This is a genomic window from Desulfatiglans sp., from assembly GCA_012513605.1.
In the GTDB taxonomy this organism is placed as follows: domain Bacteria; phylum Desulfobacterota; class DSM-4660; order Desulfatiglandales; family HGW-15; genus JAAZBV01.
Genome location: JAAZBV010000094.1, coordinates 44875 through 63649, shown reverse-complemented (window position 1 = coordinate 63649; position 18775 = coordinate 44875). Strand labels below are relative to the sequence as shown.

18 protein-coding genes and 1 riboswitch are annotated in these 18775 nt (G+C 43.0%); of the genes, 15 read left to right on the top strand and 3 right to left on the bottom strand.

Annotated elements, in window-relative coordinates; translation table 11 throughout:
- Window positions 1-93 precede the first annotated feature (93 nt).
- The gene (gene cls / locus GX654_12875) at window positions 94-1545 is read left to right on the top strand and encodes a cardiolipin synthase (protein ID NLD37753.1); all 1452 of its coding nucleotides are present in this window, start codon (window positions 94-96) and stop codon (window positions 1543-1545) included.
- Between the two features lie 27 nt (window positions 1546-1572).
- On the opposite strand, the gene GX654_12870 is transcribed toward cls, so the two are convergent.
- Both GX654_12870 and GX654_12865 read right to left on the bottom strand, forming a co-directional pair.
- On the bottom strand, window positions 1573-1947 hold the full coding sequence (locus tag GX654_12870; protein ID NLD37752.1) for a response regulator: 375 nt from the start codon (window positions 1945-1947) through the stop codon (window positions 1573-1575).
- Between the two features lie 11 nt (window positions 1948-1958).
- Window positions 1959-3287, bottom strand: a complete 1329-nt coding sequence (locus GX654_12865; protein ID NLD37751.1) for an acetylxylan esterase — start codon at window positions 3285-3287, stop codon at window positions 1959-1961.
- Between the two features lie 153 nt (window positions 3288-3440).
- Here GX654_12865 and GX654_12860 point away from each other — a divergent pair, with 153 nt between their 5' ends.
- The 14 genes from GX654_12860 to cobO all read left to right on the top strand — a co-directional run bounded on the left by GX654_12860 (window position 3441) and on the right by cobO (window position 17544).
- Window positions 3441-4025, top strand: coding sequence for a thymidylate synthase ThyX (locus GX654_12860; protein ID NLD37750.1), 585 nt, complete (start codon window positions 3441-3443; stop codon window positions 4023-4025).
- A gap of 10 nt (window positions 4026-4035) precedes the next feature.
- Window positions 4036-4920, top strand: coding sequence for a methionine synthase (locus GX654_12855; GenBank protein NLD37749.1), 885 nt, complete (start codon window positions 4036-4038; stop codon window positions 4918-4920).
- A gap of 79 nt (window positions 4921-4999) precedes the next feature.
- Window positions 5000-5202: riboswitch (cobalamin riboswitch) on the top strand.
- Window positions 5203-5326: 124 nt separating this feature from the next.
- Window positions 5327-7396 (top strand): TonB-dependent receptor, encoded by a 2070-nt coding sequence (locus tag GX654_12850; GenBank protein ID NLD37748.1) that lies wholly within the window; start codon window positions 5327-5329, stop codon window positions 7394-7396.
- On the top strand, window positions 7386-9431 hold the full coding sequence (locus GX654_12845; GenBank protein NLD37747.1) for an ABC transporter substrate-binding protein: 2046 nt from the start codon (window positions 7386-7388) through the stop codon (window positions 9429-9431). The genes GX654_12850 and GX654_12845 overlap by 11 nt, the downstream gene beginning before the upstream one ends.
- Window positions 9428-10333 (top strand): cobalamin-binding protein, encoded by a 906-nt coding sequence (locus tag GX654_12840; protein ID NLD37746.1) that lies wholly within the window; start codon window positions 9428-9430, stop codon window positions 10331-10333. The genes GX654_12845 and GX654_12840 overlap by 4 nt, the downstream gene beginning before the upstream one ends.
- Before the next feature lie 105 nt (window positions 10334-10438).
- On the top strand, window positions 10439-11476 hold the full coding sequence (locus tag GX654_12835; GenBank protein NLD37745.1) for an iron ABC transporter permease: 1038 nt from the start codon (window positions 10439-10441) through the stop codon (window positions 11474-11476).
- On the top strand, window positions 11461-12237 hold the full coding sequence (locus tag GX654_12830) for an ABC transporter ATP-binding protein (protein NLD37744.1): 777 nt from the start codon (window positions 11461-11463) through the stop codon (window positions 12235-12237). The genes GX654_12835 and GX654_12830 overlap by 16 nt, the downstream gene beginning before the upstream one ends.
- 147 nt (window positions 12238-12384) lie before the next feature.
- Window positions 12385-13011, top strand: a complete 627-nt coding sequence (locus tag GX654_12825) for a MotA/TolQ/ExbB proton channel family protein (GenBank protein NLD37743.1) — start codon at window positions 12385-12387, stop codon at window positions 13009-13011.
- On the top strand, window positions 13011-13415 hold the full coding sequence (locus GX654_12820) for a biopolymer transporter ExbD (GenBank protein ID NLD37742.1): 405 nt from the start codon (window positions 13011-13013) through the stop codon (window positions 13413-13415). Before GX654_12825 ends, GX654_12820 begins: the two co-directional genes overlap by 1 nt.
- Window positions 13416-13418: 3 nt before the next feature.
- On the top strand, window positions 13419-14075 hold the full coding sequence (locus GX654_12815) for an energy transducer TonB (protein ID NLD37741.1): 657 nt from the start codon (window positions 13419-13421) through the stop codon (window positions 14073-14075).
- A 163-nt stretch (window positions 14076-14238) separates the two neighbouring features.
- A complete protein-coding gene (locus GX654_12810; GenBank protein NLD37740.1) occupies window positions 14239-15735 on the top strand; it encodes a cobyric acid synthase in 1497 nt (498 codons plus the stop codon).
- Between the two features lie 90 nt (window positions 15736-15825).
- Window positions 15826-16416: a transposase gene (locus GX654_12805; GenBank protein ID NLD37739.1), complete on the top strand. Its 591-nt coding sequence runs from the start codon at window positions 15826-15828 to the stop codon at window positions 16414-16416.
- A 31-nt stretch (window positions 16417-16447) separates the two neighbouring features.
- On the top strand, window positions 16448-16963 hold the full coding sequence (gene cobU, locus GX654_12800; protein ID NLD37738.1) for a bifunctional adenosylcobinamide kinase/adenosylcobinamide-phosphate guanylyltransferase: 516 nt from the start codon (window positions 16448-16450) through the stop codon (window positions 16961-16963).
- Between the two features lie 65 nt (window positions 16964-17028).
- Window positions 17029-17544: a cob(I)yrinic acid a,c-diamide adenosyltransferase gene (gene cobO / locus GX654_12795; GenBank protein NLD37737.1), complete on the top strand. Its 516-nt coding sequence runs from the start codon at window positions 17029-17031 to the stop codon at window positions 17542-17544.
- Window positions 17545-17690: 146 nt separating this feature from the next.
- On the opposite strand, the gene GX654_12790 is transcribed toward cobO, so the two are convergent.
- The gene (locus tag GX654_12790; GenBank protein NLD37736.1) at window positions 17691-18611 is read right to left on the bottom strand and encodes an SDR family NAD(P)-dependent oxidoreductase; all 921 of its coding nucleotides are present in this window, start codon (window positions 18609-18611) and stop codon (window positions 17691-17693) included.
- Window positions 18612-18775: the final 164 nt, after the last annotated feature.

The window sequence follows — 18775 nt, the reverse complement described above, 5'->3', positions numbered from 1 at the left end:
AAAGTTAATATTGATTGTAAACTGATAATCTATTATATACACCGGGTAAATGGAAACATCAAATCATTAACCATAATTTATCACCCTGGTCAGATGGAACTTATACAAAGCACAGCCATATTCTATTATATTCTTTTTACAGCAAATCTGATTATTACCCTGTTATCAGCATGGCATGCCCTTCTGTACAAACGTGACCCCAGGGCCTCACTGGGCTGGATTGCTGTCATATTCATGTTTCCGGTATTCAGGTATATCCTCTATTTCCTTTTCGGTATAAACCGGATACGAACACGCGCAAGGATACTAACCGGCAAAATTCCTATTACCGGCTTTCTGCCTCTTGAACATGCATCTGGGATTGTCAGCCTGCCTCAGTCACTGGTACTCCTGCCGCAGGGGTGCTCTGAAATTGCCAATATCGCAGATTCAATAACCGGTATACCCCTTACATCAGGCAACCGGATAGATATCCTTCATAATGGGGATCAGGCATACCCTTCAATGCTTGATGCAATAGAAAAGGCGGAAAGATCCCTGTTTTTATCAACATATATTTTCAAGACCGATTCAACAGGAAGAGAATTTATAGAGAGATTAACAAAGGCAAAAGGAAGAGGGGTTGATGTAAAGGTAATTATTGATGGAATAGGTGAATACTATTCATTTCCTGTTGCAGGGATGCTTTTAAAAAAACAGAGAATAGATTTTGCGAGGTATATCCCACCTGCGCTTTTTCCTCCATCCATACATATCAATCTTAGAAATCACCGCAAGATCCTGGTTGCAGACAGTAAGATAGCCTTTACAGGCGGCATAAACATTGGTTCATATAATCTGGTGAATGACCCCTTCAACAGAAAAAAGGTAATAGATGTACATTTCAGGATCGAAGGGCCTGTTGTCTCACAGATAGAAAAGGTCTTTATAGCAGACTGGAGATTTATAACAGGGCAAAATATAGAGGCGGAACCTTATAAGGCAGCGGATGAAGTGGGCGCAAGATGCCGCATTATATCTGAAGGCCCTGATGAAGATTTTAACAAGCTAGCAACTATTTTAACAGGGGCAATATCTTCAGCAAGAAAACGCATAATGATAATGACACCCTATTTTCTGCCAAATCGCGAGATGATATCTGCGCTCCAGACCGCATCTCTTAAAGGTGTAGAGGTCTCTATCCTGCTTCCTGAAAAAAACAATCTTCCATATGTGCACTGGGCTACAAGGAATATGCTCTGGGAACTCCTTATAAGGGGCGTAAAGGTCTATTACCAGCCACCCCCCTTTGTCCATACAAAGCTCTTTGTTGTTGATGACTTATATGCCATGATCGGTACCGCAAATATGGATGCAAGAAGCCTCAGGCTCAACTTTGAACTGGCTGTTGAGGTGTATGACAGAGAGTTCACTGAAAACATTTCAGAACACATAATTGACAGGATTAAGATATCAAGAGAGGTAACCCTTGCTGAAATGGACTCCCGCCCCATTGCTGTCCGCACCAGGGATGCCATTGCCTGGCTCTTTTACCCATATCTCTGATTCAGGGGTTATGATTATAGCCTGGACCTACCTGTTCGCAATGGCCTTGATGACCACATCAGAAAGGGTCTTCATGTTTACAGGTTTGAGGACAATCTCGCATATGCCTTTAGATTTTGCATCTTCCTCTGAGACATTTTCATTGAACCCTGTGCACAGGATAATGGGGATGTTCTTGCGTATAGAGATGATCCTGCCTGCCAGTATGTCTCCATTCATTTCAGGCATAGACATATCTGTAATAACCAGATCAAAATCATCAGGGGCATCACAGAAAAGTTTAAACCCTTCAGAACTGCTGATGCTTGTAACTGATTTATAACCGAGGATATCAAGCATCTCACTTATCAGCTTGACCAGTACAGGGTCATCATCTATTACCAAGATATTTTTAGTACACATTATCTCTTTCCTTAAAAATACCTTTCAGCAAATTCTATAAAATAGGGCCAGTTGGGTATGACTGTGTGGCCGCCCTCATGCTGCCTGAATGCGATGTCACCCATTATAAGGGATGTTTTTTCCGGTGGAAACTGGTCTGTTTCAAGCCCTTTTCTACCGAGAAGTTCATATACCGGGCTTGCATGAACACCGGCAAGGAACATACCCTTTGCATCAACCCATGTCCCTTCTTCCGTGGCAGAACCGACGCTTATAAAAAGCGGTCTTGGCGCGCAGAGGGCCACAAGCTGGTGAGCATCAACAGGAAGGTCATTTGCTGTGAGAGGCCCGGCATATTTTATAAAATTGGGTGCAAACCAGTGATACTCACCGGAAGCAGCAAGATTTTCAACCTGTTCACCGAAATTTCTTCTTAATATTTTGGCCCCGCCTGCGCCTGATGAGCCTATAAAGCCAATTGCAATACGCGGCTCATAGGCCATTGCCACAAGGGCGGCCTTTCCGTATCGAGAAAGCCCTTCTATAGCTACCCTTTTTTCGTCTACATCATCTATTGTTTCAAAATAGTCGATTGCACATCCAGCCCCCCATGCCCAGGCGCGGAGCGCACCCCAGTCATCAAGTTTTCTTGGTTTTCCTTTGTTTACCAGGCCTATTATCCCCTTTGTAAGCCCTGAGCCAGAATCATCCTGTATACTTGTAGGCACAAGTATGGCATAACCCCATCCCTTTTTTAAAAGTTGTTCTTGCCAGGTGGGTTTTGGAGGATCAGGCATATTGAAAAACATAGGGCCAATCCACCCGAATTCGATTATTACAGGTACATTTTTAGCCTTTGCAGGGGTAGTAAGTTTCATCTGTATATCAACTGTGATGGATGGATAGCTCGAATTATCCACATGGCCTTTCAGCTCTCTTTCCATTACAGGTATACCTTCAACTGTAGTTGCCTTTTCTTCGACTATTTCCCATTTTACAGGGGGGATGTTAGCCGGTATCCTGCCATATACCTCTTTGTCAAAGAGTTCAAACAACTCTTTTCTGCGTTTTTCCCACTGTTCAGGGGTGGTCACCCTGGAGCCATCCAAAAAAACAAGGGGGTCTGGCAGGGTCGTATAGGTGGTTGCCTTTGATTCATCACTGTTTGCCGCATTCGGGGCCTTGGGGTCACCCGAAGGGCCTGGCCTGATCTCTGTTATGCCAAGCATATTCATCATCAGGGCATGATCTTTTGCATTTTCCTTTTGTATGGCCTCCCAGTCTATCTTTGGCATCTGGGCAGATGTGTTTATTGAAGTGAATAGAAGAAGCATTGCAAGTATAATCATATTCTTATTCATGACTAACCCCCGGGTTTTTAAAATAATTAATTAAAGTGATAAGATACTGATACACTATTGCAAATTTCTTGACAAATTTCCATGAGAAATTAATACTTGCACCCCTGTTTCCACTATTATTTTTTATCTTTTTCATAATATAGGAGTTATGTAATGCGTATTGATTATATCGAGATAAAAGCGACATGGCGTGAGGTTGCTGATGCTGCCAGGACAACTGTGGGCATGGAAAAAGGCCGTGGAGAACCGGGTATAAAATGGCGGCATAAGATGCTTCTTTGTGAACATTCCCCAATACGCCAGCTGATAATCAAGTGGAAATGGGTTGATCTGCAGTACTGGGTAAGCGTTCACTTTGTCAGACACAAGATAGGCATAGAGCACTTTGTAAGTACACAGAGAAGCGACCGGACAGGTATTAACAGGGATGAATTGCCACAGTCTCAACTGGTAACACACGAGTGCATAGCAAATGCACAGGCAATAATAAATATCTCAAGAAAAAGATTATGCGCCCAAGCATCGCGTGAAACAAACAAGGCGTGGAAACTGGTACTTGATGCCGTTAAAAAAGAGTTACCTGAACTGTACAATGTTTGTGTGCCTGAATGTATATACCGCGGCTTCTGTCCTGAATTAAACTCATGCGGCTGGGCCGGAACTGATGCCTTTGCTGAGAGGCTAAAACAATACAGGGAAGTCTCTTTTGACGAAAGTCATTCAACCTTAATTAGATGAGGACAATCATATGAAATCCGCTGTTTCCGAGATAAAAAAAGGTCGTATCCTGATTTCAGACGGGGCATGCGGCACAGAGCTTCATAAACGGGGGCTTAAGCCAGGGGAATGCCCTGAAGAATGGAATCTCACCCACCATGATGATGTGCTTGCAATTGCAAAGGGTTATATAGATGCAGGCTCTGATATCATTTTAACAAACAGCTTTGGGGCTAATCCGGTTAAGCTTAAAAATTTTAAACTGGAGAAAAAGGTCGTAGAGTTAAACAGGGCTGCTGCAATGATATCAAGGGAGGCAGCAGGTGACACCCATTTTGTCTTCGGGTCAATGGGGCCTACAGGCTTGATGCTGTGTATGGAAGATGTATCTGAAGATGAGGTGTATGAGGGTTACTGTTTACAGGCAAAGGCCCTGGCAGAAGGGGGCGTTGATGCTATCTGTATTGAAACGATCTCTGATCCTGTGGAAGCGCGCCTTGCAATCCGGGCTGCAAAGGTATCAACAGGTTGTGAAGTTGCCTGCACATTTGTTTTTAATAAATCGCCATCAGGGGATTTTCATACAATGATGGGGCTTTCAATTGATAACGCTATGAAAACAGCATTAGATGCCGGTGCTGATATAATAGGCTCCAACTGCGGTAACGGCATAGATGGTATGATTGAAATTGTACGTTTAATCAGAAAACAAGATAACTCTACACCGATACTTATACAGGCCAATGCAGGGCTTCCAATTTTCAGAGATGGAGAGACTATTTTCCGGGAAGCGCCTGAACAGATGGCAGGGAAGGCAGGTGATCTTATAAAGGCAGGGGCAAACATTATAGGTGGTTGCTGCGGAACAAACAGCGAGCATATCAGGTTGATGGCAAAGTCTGTTAGGAAGATTTGATGGTATGTTATTATTTACATGTTAATGGTTTGATCAAAGAAAATAATTTTTATCTTGACTCATTGTTTTTTATTTCATAAATAATGCGCATAATTTCGGCGCTCGTTAATGAGCTTTTAAGGGAATCCCGTTAAAGTCGGGAACGGACCCGCCGCTGTGACCCCTCTCTTTTCTTTTTGAAAAGAGAACCTGCTTAACCTTTTTAATGCCACTGTCATTTGATGGGAAGGCCGTTAAACAGGGGGGGAAGTCAGAAGACCTGCCGGAATAAGGTATTGGCCATCGCGGAATATGGCATTACATTGCTGATCTCGAGGATAAAAAAGGGTAATCCCCGGGTCGATTAAATTCGATCCGGGGATTTTTTTTTGATCATGAATTTCTTATAATGTTGATGGAGATTAAAATGGTAAAGAGAATTGTCCCCCTGGTATTTATTCTAGCCCTGGGGTTAACCGTGGACGGTTTTAGCCAGGATAAAGATGTGAAGAAGTCAAACCCTAAAAGGATGGATGAGGTTGTTGTCACAGCAACCAAAACAGAAGAAAGCATTAAAGAGGTGCCCAATTCAGTAATTGTAAAGGACTACATTGACATAGAGGATACAGGCGCCAAGACAGTTGGCCAGCTTCTTGCCAATGAGCAGGGTATTGATTTAAGGACACGGGGTGATTACGGCGGAGCAACAGAGGAGATACACATAAGGGGCATGGCCGCTGATGGCACCCAGGTGCTTGTTAACGGGGTTGTTATAAACTCGCCATCACTTGGAAGCGCCAATCTGAATGGCCTACCCATGAATAATATAGAAAGGGTAGAGGTTGTTAAGGGCGCAGGGTCTTTGCTTTATGGGACAAGCGCAATGGGAGGTATTGTAAATATAATAACCAAAAGGCCTGAAAAAGATAGATTAACCCTTAATGCTCAGGCAGGGTATGGCACAAACAGCGCCTTTGAACTCTCTCTCGAGAATGGCATGTTTATTATTGAAAACTTCGGCTATTATCTTACCGCAGGAAAACAGGAGAGTGATGGTTTCAGGAGTAATTCTGATTTGGACCATAAAGATATCAGCCTGAACCTTGTATATGTTAAGGATGATCTGCTTGATGTAAGCCTTTATGCCGATTATGTGGATCGTGAGATGGGCAGGCCCGGTGTAAGGCCTCCAGCAGGTACAACAGATTTTTATGTCGGCACTACAAAGCTCTATGATGGCGAGGCCTCAAATCTGCTTAACCGCCAGGGCGATGAGAATATGTCAGCTTCATTAAGGATAAAAAGCAGGCCATTTGATAAGGCAGGCATAAATTTTAGTGCAAGTTATCTGGATATGGAGAACTATAACCTTAACAGATATAATAGCATGAATTATGAAGGGGAAGAACCTGTACCAGTGATCGCCGGGAGTGATTCATGGGTTACCAATAATGTTTTTACTGTTGAGGCCAATACAGATATTGAACCTGTTGATGATCTGAAATTCCTTTTTGGGGCAGAGTATAAAAGGTATGACTGGAAAAATTCAACTATCTCCCTCAATGAAAACGGCACTTTTTCAGCCCCTTCCAGGGCATCTCAGCATCTTGATACAAAGGGATATTATGGTGAGGGGCAGTACAGGGCATGTGACTATTTCAAGATGATTGCCGGTTTAAGACTAACTGATCACTCAGAATTTGGTAGAAAGTATGTGCCACGTTATGGAGTTATAATAACCCCGAATAAGGATAAAGCAATAAAGATTAATTATGGCAAACATTATAATGCCCCAACACCTAATGACCTCTTCTGGCCCCTTGAAGACTGGGGCTGGGGCATGGGCGCTCAAGGAAACATCAATCTGCGTCCTGAAACAGGAAAACATATGGATGCAGGGATTGAGCAGGGTTTTCTTGATAATAAACTCTCCATTAACCTTACATATTACAAGTGGGACATCAATGACAAGATAAGGTGGGTGCCTGATGAGAACTATTTTTACACACCTCAGAACCTCGACAAGTATACCGGTGATGGATACGAAGCAGGGGTGAATTATACCATTAATGAAAGTGTTTCTCTGAATCTTAACTATACCTATTCTGATGCAAAAGAGGAGCAGATTGGGGGTGTAACAAGAAAGGCGCGTTATACTGCTGATGATTACCTTAAGTTAGGGGTAAATTACTTTAATGAAAAGGGGCTTGGTGTATCTGCTGCACTCAGGTATACCGGAGAGAGACCCGGCTCATATGCCCTTGATACTGATGTGAACCCGGATGTCATGCTTGATTCCTACTACACAGTTGATATCAATATCAACCAGCGCCTGTATGATCACTGGTTGCTGGCGTTGAACATCTTAAACATGTTTGATGAGGAGTATGATACATACACAGAGAGTTTCAGAAATCAGTCAACCTCTGTAACTTCAATGGGTTATTACCCTGGAGCAGGTAGATCCATGTTTTTAAGCATCGCATATGAATATTAAAAAGGTTTTACATATCCCGGTACGAGAGAAATATATTGCTTGCCTGGCAATAATTCTGTTCGTAATTACTGCCTCCCTTAAGACAGGTCACTGCTATCCCGTGAATTTTCGGGATAGCAGTGGCAGGGATATTTCTATAGCTAAAGAGCCAGTATCGGTTGTTTCTCTTGTCCCCTCAATAACAGAGATAATCTGCCGTATCGGGGCAGGGGATAAAATCAAGGCAATCACCTACCACAGCACATATCCTTCTGAAACAGCTTATATGAAAACAGCAGGTGGGTTTCTGCATCCTGACCTGGATATTGTATCAGGGATAAAACCCGGTATTATTTTTTACAATGATATTCAGAAGGGTGTGGTTGAAAGATTTGAAAAAGAGGATGTGGTTCTGATCAACCTGAAAACCACAGGTATTGAAAACAGCTTTTGGCAGATCGAACTGCTGGGGCAGATATTTAACAAACAGGCAGAAGCCAGTGCAATTATTAAAGAGAACAGGCGATATATAGATATTATTCAGGAAAAAGTTGCCAGGATACCCTCTGAAAAGAGAAAGAGGGTTATGCGTCTTATGGGACGAACAGAGATCATGACCCCAGGGGATGATTCCTTCCAGAATGAGATTATTTCTCTGGCAGGAGGAATACCCGCTTCTCTCGGGAAAAAGGGGGCGGTGGTAGAGGTAAGTAATGAGGAATTTATTAAATTTAATCCCCAGTTTATCTATGGGTGCGGAGGAGATAAAAAGGCAGCGGACAGCATTTTTCCATTACCTGTATACAGAGATGTAGAGGCGATAAAAAATCGCAATATCCATTTTTTCCCATGTGATCTTACCTGCAGGGCAGCAACAAATACAGGTTATTTCATATCATGGCTCTCAGCAGAGATATACAGGGATGAATTTGCAGATAGGAATAATCTTGTATTGGCTGAAAGGATAGTAAAATCAAAAAATCTGGATGTTAAGCTTGATTACATCAATAACTGCCGGGTAGATTATATTGATTTTTATGATTATCCAAACAAGTCACTGGTTGTTGAGTTCAACAGACCTCTTAACATAGTATCAACGCTGGATGGATTGCGAAAGGGGATAACTGCTGTAGGGAACCACTATGCCCCTCTTTCATGCTGGACAGTAGCCCACAGGGAGGATATCAGCGTTATTAGGAAGCGGGTACTTGATATCCTTGGCAAATCAGAGAAGGATACCAGCCTCCTTTTTACAGGTGCGGACGTTGATAATCTTTCTATTGTAAAAAAACGTTTCAGGGATATGGAAATTACAGCCCTTGTCACCGGGGGTGTGACATCAAATGCAATGAGGATGTCTCGTGATGAAGGCAGTTTCTATGAACCGGGCACTATAAATATTATAATCCTGCCTAACATGAAGCTCAGTGAACCTGCAATGACAAACTCTCTCATTACTGCTACTGAGGCAAAATCCGCAGCCCTGCAGGACCTTGATATCAGGAGTTCCTACAGCCCGGAATATCAGGCAACAGGCACTGGAACAGATAATATCGTAATAGTTGAAGGGAATGGCGAGGTTACGATCGATACTGCCGGAGGTCATACAAAGCTTGGGGAGCTGATTGCAAAGGCAGTATATGAAGGGGTTAAAGAGGCTATATACAGGCAGAATGGCTTAACAGAAAATCGAAGTATCTTTCAAAGGCTTAAAGAAAGAAACATAGATATTTCTGATGATATTTCACCTGCGGAATGCGACTGTGGTATAAAAAAGGATTTCTTTTCAGGCAAGGTAGAAAAAATTTTAAATATGCCCCGGTATGCCTCATTTATAAGCTCTGCCCTTTCAATAAGCGATGATTTTGAAAATGGTCTGATTAAGGATCTGACCCAATTTAATGCATGGTGTTATGATGTGGCATATGATATATCAGGGCGGAAAATAGCGAAAATGGAGGAGTTTTATAATGACGAAAAAATACCTCCTGTTGTACGAATGGCCATTAATGCCCTGTTAAATGGCATATATCAAAAGGAATTGAAAAAAGAGTGAATAGAGCAGTTATAATTTTTTATCTGTTGCTGTTTTTTTTAGGGTTAGATGGTAACCTCTATGGTAAAACCTTTAGAGATGCCGTGGAGAGAGAGGTTGTTATTAACCATAACCCTGTGCGTATTATACCACTTGCCCCCAGCCTTACAGAGATACTCTATTATCTGGGACTGGGAGACAGGGTTGCAGGTGTAACAACATATAGCTATTATCCCCCTGAAGCCCTCAATAAACCACAGGTCGGGGGTTACCATGATCTGAATATCGAGAGAATAATAACCCTTAACCCTGATCTGGTAATAGGTACAAAGGACGGTAACAATCCCGGTATTGTGGATATGCTTGAACAGGCAAAGATACCCACATATATTGTAGACCCCAGGAATGTTGTTGAGGTTATTGAGACTGTCCGGATAATAGGCCGCCTGTGCGGTGTTGAAGAAAAGGCTGACCAGCTTGCGGACGGTCTTGAAAAAAGGCTTGACCGGATCAGGGAGGCCATTAAGCAAAAGGAAAAGCCTCTTGTTTTTTTGCAGATCAACCTGCATCCCATTATGAGTGTAAATAAAAACACCTTTCATCAGGATATTATATCCATTGCTGGCGGAATTAATATGACTGCTGATTCAGCCATAAGCTACCCCAGGATCAGTATTGAGGAGCTGATCAGGCGCAAACCTGAGGTGCTTATTATCTCTTCCATGGACAGGGGAGGGGAGTTTGAAAAGGCAAGGCAGGAGTGGCTTAAATGGAATGCCATACCAGCCGCAAAAAATGGCCGGGTCTATCTTATTGACTCTGACCTTATAGACAGGCCGTCACCAAGGATACTGGACGGGATAGAGGCAATGGCAAGTATGATACATCCGGAGGTGGAGTGGGGGAGAGTCAATGATCAATGATAAATTATCAGTAGGGGCAGACCTATGTGTCTGCCCGTCTGAGGCGGTAAGAGGAACATAACAGGGCTGATACACAGGTCAGCCCCTACATATGACAAAAGGCATATGAAAAAAGAATATAAAATAAAAGGCATACTGACACCGGGAAAGGTTATCTCTGTAACTATTATAATGTGCATTATACTTGTTATTGTTGTTGCCCTTTCACTTGTGCTGGGAACCGCTGATGTAACATTGAAACAGGTGATAGGGCTCATAACCGGTGCTGTTGCGCAGGAAGACCCTGTAAGGCTTATTATTTTCAAGATAAGGCTTCCCAGAATATTACTCGCCGGGCTTGTAGGCTTTGCCCTCTCCCTTGGCGGTGTAACATTTCAGGCTATATTGCGTAACCCGCTTGCTGACCCTTTCATTCTGGGGGTATCAAGCGGTTCGGCATTCGGGGCTGTTCTGGCAATCACCTTTGGCCTGAGTTTCAGCCTTGGTGTCCCTGTAATGGCATTTATGGGGGGGCTTTTAACCATCTATCTTGTAATGTCTCTGGGTGCAAAAAAGATGGGCATGGAGTCATCAACCATACTCCTTACCGGGGTTATAGTTAATGCCTTTTTTACCGCCATAATCATGTTTTTTATATCCACCTCTGCCAATGACCGTCTCCACACAATGCTTTTCTGGCTCTATGGTGACCTGAGCCAGAGCCAGTACACTCAGCTTCTTATAATCGCCCCATTTTTACTGCTTGCTTCTATAATAATCTTTGGTTATGCAAAGCATCTCAATATCATAACAACAGGTGATGAGATAGCATCCCAGCTTGGTGTCAATGTTGACCGGACTAAAAAGGTAGGGCTCCTGTTAATATCACTTATAATGGGTCTGGTGGTGGCCTTTTCAGGCCTGATCGGTTTTGTCGGGCTTATTGTGCCGCACCTTGCCAGGATGGCATTCAGGTCAGATCACCGCATTCTCATACCTGTTGCCTCAATCGGAGGGGCAATCTTTCTTATTGCAGCAGATACACTTGCAAGGACAATAATCTCCCCAAGCGAACTACCTGTTGGCGTTATAACCGCTTTTCTCGGTGCGCCATTCTTTTTAATACTTTTAAGAAAAAGAGGAAGCCAATGGAGCCGATCCTGAAAATTAGCAATATAGGCTTCAGATATGATGATAAACAGGTGCTTGATGATATCAGCCTTGATGTTTATCCGGGGGAGATCATCGGAATACTTGGCCCCAACGGCTCAGGAAAGAGCACACTCTTAAGGGTAATGGATGGGGTGCTTGCGCCTCAAAGGGGAGAGCTGGAGATAAACGGAAAACCATACGGCCATTTGAGCAGAAAAGAGCTTGCAAGGGAGGTGGCAATGGTTTCCCAGGAACAGCATTTCAGGTTCAGCTTCTCATGTATTGAGGTTGTTATGATGGGCAGATTCCCGCATCTCAACGCCATGCAGTTTGAAAATAATCATGATCTAAGTATTGCAATGGACGCACTGAGAGCAACCCATGCCCTTGAATTTTTAGAAAGGTCAATATATGACCTTTCTGGCGGTGAAAGACAGAGGGTACTTATTGCGCGTGCCCTTGCGCAGGAGCCAAGGATAATGCTCCTGGATGAACCCACCTCTTTTCTTGACCTGAAATTCAAGAGGGAGGTATTCAGGCTTGTCTCATTCCTCAGTAAAGAAAAGGGGCTTGCAGTGGTTATTGTCTCCCATGATATTGATCTGGTTTCACAATATTGCAGCAGGGTTATCCTGCTAAAAAAGGGGAGCGTGTACCGTGCTGGCGCGCCTGATGATGTGATAAGATCGGAAAATATAGAGGATGTTTATGAATGCCCTGTGCTGGTGGATCAGAACCCGCTGTCAGGCAGGCCGAGGGTAAGTGTAAGATAAAAATGGTTTACGGTGTCCGGTTTGAAGTTTACGGTGTCCGATTTGAGGTGTTAGGTTTTTCCGTATACCTCAAACCTTAGACCTCAGACCATTCAATATATGGGTTGGGATTTCATGAAATATTTGATGAATATGTAAGGAGAGTTCATGGTTAATTTCTTTTTTAAAGGCGGGCCAGTCATGTACCCGCTGTTATTATGTTCCATAATTTCACTGACTGTTATTATTGAAAGGGCTATCTTCTGGATAGGCGTGGGCATGCGCAAGAACCATGCGCTGGTTGATGAGGTGCTTGAGCTATCCAGAAAAGGGGATTGGGAAAGCATAAGGGTTAAAGCTGCTCACTCAAAAAATTATGTGATCAGGGTGCTTATAAGCGGGATACTTCACAGGGAATATTCATTAAGCAAGGCCATGGAATCTTCTGCTGCTGATGAAATTGGAAGGATGGGAAGATTTATGGGTGTGCTGGATACCATGATCACGGTTGCTCCCCTGCTTGGCATACTGGGCACAGTGATTGGTATTATAGAGTCATTCGGTATGCTTGGTTCAATGGGTTTGGAAAACCCGCAGGCTGTCACCGGAGGTATTGCAGAGGCGCTTATTACAACAGCAACAGGGCTTATAATAGCCATCGCAACCCTCTTCCCATATAACTATTTCAACTCACTTATCGATAAGGCCGCCAAGACAATTGAAAAATATGCAACAAGCTTTGAGATTGTCTATGAACGTATTGTATTGGCAGACGATAAAAAGGAAGAGAAATAATGAAGGTCAAACTCCCGACAACAAGCAGGAAAAGCCGTGTTGAGATTATACCCCTCATTGATGTGGTATTTCTTCTGCTGGTTGTATTTATCTATACCATGCTTTCAATGGCTGTTCATCGCGGACTGAATTTAAACCTGCCAAAATCAGAATCAGCAGAGATTGAAAAACAGGTTATGCTCTCTGTGAGTATAGATGAATCCGGACATGTTTATATAGATAAGGAGAGGGTTGAACTGGAAGCGCTCACCGGAAGGTTGGCTTCCATGACAAATAATCAGAAAAATCCCGGTGTGCTTCTGTTTGCAGATAAGGTGATTACATACCAGGAGCTCTTCAGGGTGCTTGATAAAATAAGGGAAGCAGGGTTGACCAGAATATCACTCCAGGCTGAGGCTGAATAACAGATGAAGAGGATGGCTGCGGCTGTTGTTATGGCCCTGTTGTTTCATGGCCTCTTATTTTCCCTTAATACCGGGTTGTTAAGGAGCAGCAAAAAGGTTATAACCCGGCCTGATCAGATTACTGTGACCATGTCATACAGAAAACCGGAGATGCCGGCGCCTGTTAAACCTCCTACCGTTGAGACAAAAAAGAGAGAAATTAAAAAACTTCAAAAACCGGATAATGCGCCAGCACCTGTAAAGGTGCAGGAAATATCTGATGCACCGGTGCCGGTTTCAGAAGAGAGAGTTGAAATAACAGAGGATGTGGATTATCCTGCAAGCAGCTCTTATGAGGAATCGATTGAATCACAAATCGATACTGAACCCGTTGTATATGAAGAGATTTTTGAAGCAGAGCCCTTATACAGGGTCAACCCTGAACCTCCATATCCCAAGATGGCAAGGAAGAGGGGATATCAGGGGAAAGTGCTGCTGAGTGTCCTGGTAAACAAGGAGGGCAGGGTAGACAATTTATGGGTATTTGAATCAAGCGGATATAATATCCTCGATAATGCTGCGCTTGAGGCGGTCAAGGATTGGCTGTTTGAACCGGGCAGGCAGGGTGATAACCCTGTTGAAATGTGGGTGCAGGTGCCGGTGAAGTTTGAAATTAAATAACTGTGTACGGTCTGAGGTCTGCGGTGTACGGTTTGAGGTTTGCGGTCTGAGGTTTAAGGCAAGACAGGCTTTTCCGTATACCGTAAACCTCAGACCGTAAGCCTTATATCATAAACCAGTTAGAGCATGAAAAGAATTGATTAGCAAGAAGAGTTTAATTTTTATGACAAAATCAATAATGTTCTTAGGCACCGGCAGTGATGTTGGTAAATCTATTACAACCGCTGCCTTTTGCAGGATATTAAAGCGGCGTGGATACAATGTTGCACCATTCAAGGCACAGAACATGTCCAATAACTCATATGTTACAGTTGAAGGTGGGGAGATCGGGCGTGCGCAGGTGGTACAGGCAGAGGCAGCAGGGCTCCTTCCATCCGTGCATATGAACCCTGTTCTCCTTAAACCATCTACAGCGCTGGGCGCACAGATAGTGCTCCAGGGAAAGGTCTTCAGCCAGATGGATGCGGTAAATTATCATGAATATAAGCCAATGCTCAAGAAGAGCGTTATGGAGTCATATAATACACTGGCAGAGAGTTATGACATTGTTGTTCTTGAAGGTGCTGGAAGCTGCTGCGAGATGAACCTCAAGAAGAATGACCTTGTAAATCTTGCAATGGCTGAGGCGGCTAATGCAAGATGTATACTTGTTGCAGATATAGATCGGGGCGGTGTATTTGCACAGGTGATAGGAACATATGAGCTCATGACCCAAAAAGAAAAAAAGATGATCATCGGTTTTATCATCAACAAGTTCAGGGGCGACCCAGCGCTTTTTGATGATGGCATTAAATATATTGAACAAAATACAGGTAAGCCGGTATTCGGACTCGTCCCATATTTTTATGACATACAGATTGATTCTGAGGATTCTGTTGCTGTCCAGTATGATAAGTTACCCGTGAAGCCCGTTGGGCGGAAGACTGTTAATATAGCTGTAATAAGGCTCCCTGCTATTTCCAATTTTACTGATCTTGAGATACTGAATGTGGAGAGGGATGTTATTGTAAACTATCTCTCGAATAAAAAAGAGCTTACAGATGATTATGACTGCCTCATAATGCCAGGGACTAAAAATGTCATGGAAGATATGGCATGGCTTTCCCGAACTGGCTGGAAAAAGAGGATTAAGGAATTTGCCTTAAGCGGGAAATTTATTTTGGGCATATGCGGAGGTTATCAGATACTGGGTAAAAAGGTATATGATCCATATGGTGTGGAATCAAATAGAAAAGAGATATCAGGTTTAGGCATGCTTCCTGTTGAAACCACCCTTGAGGCAGAAAAGGTGGTGAGAAAGGTTACCGGAAAGAGTCTGAAAAATAATAAGCCTGTAGCCGGATATGAGATCCATATGGGCCAGACCAGGATTATTAATGATACAGGAATACCCCTTTTAAGATTAAAAGGAGAAGATGGTAATGATAGCTGGGAGGATGGCTGTTATTTAATAGATAAGGAAATTGCAGGGTCATATCTGCACGGGATTCTTGATTCACCGGGTTTCAGGGGGGATTTTTTAAATAGTGTAAGAAGAAAAAAGGGGATTAGGGAGAAAAGACCCGGAAAGGGCAGGGCAGCAAGGTTTCGTGAGTATGACCGTTTGGCAGACCATTTTGAGAAATATTGTAATGTGGAAAAGATTTTAAAAGAGATTTGATTATAAAATGTAGGGGCAGGCCCCCGTGCCTGCCCGGTGAATCGATAAATCCAACGGGCAACCACAGGGGGTTGCCCCTACAGTAAAAAAATGAATAAGGTAAATGAACCAAATAGAAAATCCATCAGGTTGAAGGGGTATGATTATTCTACACCTGGGTATTATTTTGTAACTGTATGTACAAATGATAGAAGGTGTTTGTTTGGCGAGATAATTGATGATGTTATGATATTAAATGATGCAGGCAGGATGGTTAAGTCGGTGTTGTGTGAGATTCCAATATTTTATGCAGGTATAGATATAGATAAGTTTGTGGTGATGCCAAACCATATACATTGCATAATAATTATCAATTCTGTAGGTGTAGGCCCCCGTGCCTACCCGGAACACCACGTTGCAACCGACGGGCAACCACAGGGGGTTGCCCCTACATATTCAAACTTATCCTTGTCGGATGTTGTTCACAGGTTCAAATCATTGACTACCAATAAATACATCAAAGGTGTAAAACAAAACAGGTGGGAATCATTTAATGGTCAACTCTGGCAACGAAATTACTATGAACACGTCATTCGAAACGAGATTGATTTATCAGAAACAAGAGAATACATACTAAACAATCCTAAAAAATGGCATCTTGATAAATATAACCCGCAAACAATGGAAACACAGAGGATATAAAATGTTTAAAACAGAATTTACGCATGGGTGCATGCTTGTGCTTGGCGGTGTGAGGAGCGGTAAAAGCTCACTGGCCCTTGACCTGTGCAATAAAATGGAGGGTAACAGGTACTTTCTCGCCACGGCCCAGGCCTTTGATGATGAGATGGAATACCGGATAAAACGGCATCAGGAGGAGCGGGGCAGCAGTTGGACAACAGTTGAAGAGAGTATTGAGATAGTAAAAAAGATCAGGGAATTGGATGATGAAAAATCTATAATACTTGTTGACTGCCTTACACTGTGGCTCAGTAACCTCTATATGAAATATGAATCTGATACTGATATGGTATACAAGGAGATTGAGAAGCTTGTCACAATGTTACCTGGCATCAAGGGGAGGCTTGTATTTGTGAGTAATGAGGTGGGTATGGGTATTGTGCCGGAAAACAGGCTCGCGCGGATGTACCGTGATGCATCAGGCACAATGAACAGGAAGATAGCAGGGGTTGCTCAAAAGGTGGTTCTTACATTTGCAGGGCTTCCGATGGTGATTAAAGAGATTTGAGATTTGATATTTCAAATTTGAGATTTGAAATTTAAAATGAATATTTTCGCATGCCGGGGGATTGAATGAAAGGATATATTCAGGTTTATACAGGTGATGGCAAGGGTAAAACAACAGCAGCGCTTGGCCTTGCCATGAGGGCGTATGGCGCAGGGCTTAATGTGTATATTGCCCAGTTTGTAAAGGGCATGAAATACAGTGAGCAGGAGACCTTCAAGGTTTTATCCAAACACATCACTGTAAAGCAATATGGCAGGGGATGCTTTATAAAGGGTGACCCTACTGAAGAGGATATAAAGGCAGCAAGGGCCGGGTTAAAAGAGGTGAGAGAGATCATGCTTTCAGGAAAATACCAGGTTGTAATTCTTGACGAGGCAAATATTGCCACATATTACAAACTGATAAGTGTTGATGACCTGCTTGAGTTAATAGCTGATAAACCGGAAGGGATGGAGTTAATTATTACCGGAAGAAATGCTGATCCCAGAATTATAGAAATAGCCGACCTTGTTACAGAGATGAAAGAGGTAAAGCATTATTACCATAGTGGTGTAATGGCAAGGGAGGGGATAGAGAAATAGGTATAAAACAGGTCTAAGGTGTTAGGTCTACGGTCTTCGGCCTTCAACATACAGTAACTGCTTTTCCGTAAACCTGAGACCGAAAACCTTAAACCCTTTTTTGCTTGTCTGGATGCCCGTTTCTCTGGCATGACTTACATATAGCATTACGGCTTGTGAACTATCTTTCCCCTGGTGTCATATTTAACACGATCTTCCACATTGGCCTTTCTTCGGTTGTTTTCAAATGCCTTTCTCTTCTGGTTAATCTCTTCATCAGGAAAATAAGAGAGTATCCAGTCAAAGTTTTCCTTTACCTCTTCTTTCATTTCTGCATGGGTGAATATAAAGAGATCCCTGTTTTTCATCCCTTTTAAGATCCTCTCGCCAACCTCAAGGGGTGACATGCCAGGAAATTTTTCAGGGTCTTCCATATCCAGATACTTACCTTCACCAGTATTGTAGCCGCTGTTTTTAAACCTGTCGGGTCTTAGCTCTTCGGTCTTTCCTATCTTTGAATTAACAAAACCGGGGCATACGATCGATACCCAGATATTCTGAGGCGCGAGGTTGTACCACAAGGTCTCTGACATGCCCCTTATGGCCGCCTTTATGGAGCTGTGGATTCCTGTACCATGTGATGTAACAAATGCCGCCATAGATGATGTGTTTACAACATGACCGCCTTCACCGTGTGCCTTTATCTTCGGCAGAAAATTAACAATGCCATTTACCTGTCCCCAGAAGCAGACATTGAACATCCAGTCCCAGTCGTCGAATGTCGCCTCATCAAGCGGGCCAAATATATTTATACCGGCATTATTACAGAGGATGTGGATTTTGCCGAATGCCTTTTCTGCTTCATCAGCAGCCTCTTTCATGGCCTTTCGGTCTGAGACATCGACCGCAATGGTATATACATTTTTATTATATTTTTTAACCTCTTCGGCTGATTTATCAAGGTCTGCTTTTCTGATATCACTCATTATGACATTAATGCCCTCTTTTGCAAATGCGATGGCCATACCCAGCCCCACACCATTTGCAGCCCCGGTGATAAAGGCCGTTTTTCCTCTGTATTCACTCATCTTCTACACCCCTGAATTGGAATTGATATTTTCAATCGAATATAGGAGTTTAGACCAATGGTGTCAAATAAATACATAAGGTTTACGGTTTAAGGTCTAATGTGTACGGAATGTAATTATGGTTTATGAAACGAGTAAGATAATGAAAAAGTTTGACAAAATTG

What these genes read in the sequence shown, in the direction of transcription:
- cls (NLD37753.1), top strand. Translation starts at nt 94, where the DNA reads ATGGAACTTATACAAAGCACAGCCATATTCTATTATATTCTTTTTACA.
- GX654_12870 (NLD37752.1), bottom strand. Translation starts at nt 1,947, where the DNA reads ATGTGTACTAAAAATATCTTGGTAATAGATGATGACCCTGTACTGGTC.
- GX654_12865 (NLD37751.1), bottom strand. Translation starts at nt 3,287, where the DNA reads ATGAATAAGAATATGATTATACTTGCAATGCTTCTTCTATTCACTTCA.
- GX654_12860 (NLD37750.1), top strand. Translation starts at nt 3,441, where the DNA reads ATGCGTATTGATTATATCGAGATAAAAGCGACATGGCGTGAGGTTGCT.
- GX654_12855 (NLD37749.1), top strand. Translation starts at nt 4,036, where the DNA reads ATGAAATCCGCTGTTTCCGAGATAAAAAAAGGTCGTATCCTGATTTCA.
- GX654_12850 (NLD37748.1), top strand. Translation starts at nt 5,327, where the DNA reads ATGGTAAAGAGAATTGTCCCCCTGGTATTTATTCTAGCCCTGGGGTTA.
- GX654_12845 (NLD37747.1), top strand. Translation starts at nt 7,386, where the DNA reads ATGAATATTAAAAAGGTTTTACATATCCCGGTACGAGAGAAATATATT.
- GX654_12835 (NLD37745.1), top strand. Translation starts at nt 10,439, where the DNA reads ATGAAAAAAGAATATAAAATAAAAGGCATACTGACACCGGGAAAGGTT.
- GX654_12830 (NLD37744.1), top strand. Translation starts at nt 11,461, where the DNA reads ATGGAGCCGATCCTGAAAATTAGCAATATAGGCTTCAGATATGATGAT.
- GX654_12825 (NLD37743.1), top strand. Translation starts at nt 12,385, where the DNA reads ATGGTTAATTTCTTTTTTAAAGGCGGGCCAGTCATGTACCCGCTGTTA.
- GX654_12820 (NLD37742.1), top strand. Translation starts at nt 13,011, where the DNA reads ATGAAGGTCAAACTCCCGACAACAAGCAGGAAAAGCCGTGTTGAGATT.
- GX654_12815 (NLD37741.1), top strand. Translation starts at nt 13,419, where the DNA reads ATGAAGAGGATGGCTGCGGCTGTTGTTATGGCCCTGTTGTTTCATGGC.
- GX654_12810 (NLD37740.1), top strand. Translation starts at nt 14,239, where the DNA reads ATGACAAAATCAATAATGTTCTTAGGCACCGGCAGTGATGTTGGTAAA.
- GX654_12805 (NLD37739.1), top strand. Translation starts at nt 15,826, where the DNA reads ATGAATAAGGTAAATGAACCAAATAGAAAATCCATCAGGTTGAAGGGG.
- cobU (NLD37738.1), top strand. Translation starts at nt 16,448, where the DNA reads ATGCTTGTGCTTGGCGGTGTGAGGAGCGGTAAAAGCTCACTGGCCCTT.
- cobO (NLD37737.1), top strand. Translation starts at nt 17,029, where the DNA reads ATGAAAGGATATATTCAGGTTTATACAGGTGATGGCAAGGGTAAAACA.
- GX654_12790 (NLD37736.1), bottom strand. Translation starts at nt 18,611, where the DNA reads ATGAGTGAATACAGAGGAAAAACGGCCTTTATCACCGGGGCTGCAAAT.